At 50.8% G+C, this 2,340-nt stretch carries 3 protein-coding genes and 1 pseudogene; all 4 read right to left on the bottom strand.

The window, feature by feature from the left end:
- Positions 1–71 precede the first annotated feature (71 nt).
- Positions 72–974, bottom strand: a pseudogene (locus tag ABZJ92_RS21465) (phage tail protein); the annotation flags it as partial.
- Entirely contained in the window at positions 961–1,566 is a 606-nt protein-coding gene (locus ABZJ92_RS21460; RefSeq protein WP_001181756.1) for a DUF2612 domain-containing protein, read from the bottom strand. The gene ABZJ92_RS21460 and the pseudogene ABZJ92_RS21465, both read right to left, overlap by 14 nt.
- A gap of 1 nt (position 1,567) precedes the next feature.
- On the bottom strand, positions 1,568–1,969 hold the full coding sequence (locus ABZJ92_RS21455) for a hypothetical protein (protein WP_228355439.1): 402 nt from the start codon (positions 1,967–1,969) through the stop codon (positions 1,568–1,570).
- An 89-nt stretch (positions 1,970–2,058) separates the two neighbouring features.
- Positions 2,059–2,250, bottom strand: coding sequence for a hypothetical protein (locus tag ABZJ92_RS21450; protein WP_005051198.1), 192 nt, complete (start codon positions 2,248–2,250; stop codon positions 2,059–2,061).
- Positions 2,251–2,340 lie beyond the last annotated feature (90 nt).

Below are 2,340 nucleotides of genomic sequence, written 5' to 3'. Positions count from 1 at the left end.
CGGGAATATCTGCGGCAGCGGGCTTGTAATGGGTTAAGTGATAACAGATGTCTGGAAATATAGGGGCAAATCCAGCGGAATACACGCTGACTATTAGCATAAACATCCAGAATACCGTCTCCATTCTGTTTAAATCCGGTGTCATTATCACCAAGAACAATTGAATTCCCCCCCAGGGCGTTCTGAACGCCGATACCCAGCGCACCATTGACCTGCGAACCACCGCCAACAGACACTTTATGCGACATGGATATTTCACCCGTCCGCAAATTAATGGTGAACGGGCGCAGGGGACCAATATCGCCATTTTCCCCCTGACCTTCACTGGTGGGAATAAGGTGCAGGCACTCTTCCGAACGACGAAAAATCAGGCCAAAAGCTTCGTTGAAAATCCTCAGCGCATTAACACCACGGATTTTCAGCTCTCCGGTTATTTTATCGCCTTCCCGATGAACATAGCGTTGATCTGACTGCTCTTTACTGTAAACCTGAAGATTATCCCGTGCCGTCCCTTTATTCTGAAGGTCTGACAGATTGTTCTTCTGCCGCAGGAATATCCTTTTCGGATCCTCAAGAAGATTTACCCAGCCCGCACTGTCGGAGCCTTCAGGATCGGTCAGGTTATCGTCCGTGGTATTCAGCCAGACCGCTGTTGTTGCGACTCCGGCGAGAATGGCTCCTTTTGCATATCCACCAATGGCCCCCGCAAAACCGGCATTATACGTGTACAAACCGCCAGCCTGGGCGAACCGTATTGCTGCGGTAATATCGTACATCAGACCGTTAAAATCCTTGCCGTGTGGCGGTATACCTCCCGCTGAGACCGCTGTCATGGTCACCGGAGGAAAACCTGAATCATACGCAGCATTACCGCTCTCTCTGGTCTGCTGTGTCGCCTTGTCCGGGATACGGTTTTTATCTCCGGTACTCGCAAAGGGGACCGCCAGCTGGCGGGGTTTATCACTGGCCTTCATTACGGGACTCCTTTAAAACTACTGAAACATAAACACCCGGCGGGGATGGCAGTGCACCCGACGACTGGATAATCGCCAGTTCTGCCAACGAGAGCGCGGACTCAAAGACGTAACTCATCCTCAGCCCGCCATTATTCAGAACATAAGCCCGGCGTTTTTTTCCGAACATAAATCTCAGCATCAGGTTAATATCCGGAACGGAACAGTCAGTAATGTTCGACATGGCTTTCATCAGTATCAGCCGCCGGTATACAGCATCAGACAGGTCAACAGTCCGGGTATCCGATTTTCCGTTGTAAAACGGTGCCTGATTAAACGGACAGGGATCATCCATTACCGGGGTGTCCATCCTGGACTCGCTGAAGCCCAGGTAATTAAAATCGTCCTTTACCGTCAGCCAGCGACTGACACCCACAATCTTTCCCCAGACATCAAGACCATACTTTTCTGCGGTATCGATGTTCCAGATAAGACCATAAAAATCACTGATAAAACTGTCGGGGGAAAGCGCTGCGTTAAAGCTGTTAATGAGGGCATTGAGTCGGGGGCTGGCAGCATACTGCGCAAGCACAGTGGCAGCCACATTCTGCACGTTATGCCTCCTGGAGTTTCACACTGATATCCGACACATCCAGAACCGGAATCTCATCTATCCCGAAAGTGACAGCCGTTGTCCATGACGAACCATCACGGCTCACAGTAAGGCCCAGAATATCAATATGTTCCGGATCGGTTTTGTAAATGCCGGCATAGTAGCGCCCGGCAGAGACAACAGAGGCAACTCTTGCCCGCAGACCACCATCTGTACCATTAAATGCGTCCAGCACGGATTGCTGTACCTGTCGGGTAATATCTGAAGGCAGGTAGTCACTTTTTTTCAGCGTCACACTGACATGCAGACTGACGGGTTTGAGTGTCTGCCAGCTGATCACGTATTCAGGATACGGCGGATCGTACTCCTTATCTGCAACAGTGAACGTTGTGTTGCCATTCATATCAATACCCGGCGGAGCCTTACGCCAGATGGCCGCCGCGATATCTGCCGGGCTGCCGCCGTACACGCCAACATAAAGCGAACCGGGTGTTAATGGATACTGACTCCGGCTTTTTGTTCTGTTTTTTTCGGATTATGGGTGACGTAAACATCCACCACGTTTTCTACCGTGGAGAGTATTTCACCCCGGATGGCTTCCAGAATATTCCGGGCATTACGGGCAACTGAATTACGTCGGCGGTTTTCAAAGTCCGCACGGGTTTCCTCATCGCTGCCCGGCACACCGGCACGGGCGTTTGAGGTAGCCTGAGTTTAACGGACACTCCTTCCTGAAATAGAATGGCATCAGAAGGAGCTAATAATGAGCAGAAA

It is taken from the genome of Shigella sp. FJ200513 (genome assembly GCF_040495915.1).
Classification (GTDB): domain Bacteria; phylum Pseudomonadota; class Gammaproteobacteria; order Enterobacterales; family Enterobacteriaceae; genus ECMA0423.
Note: the sequence above shows the minus strand (reverse complement) of the source record. Positions and strands in the feature narration are given on the sequence as shown.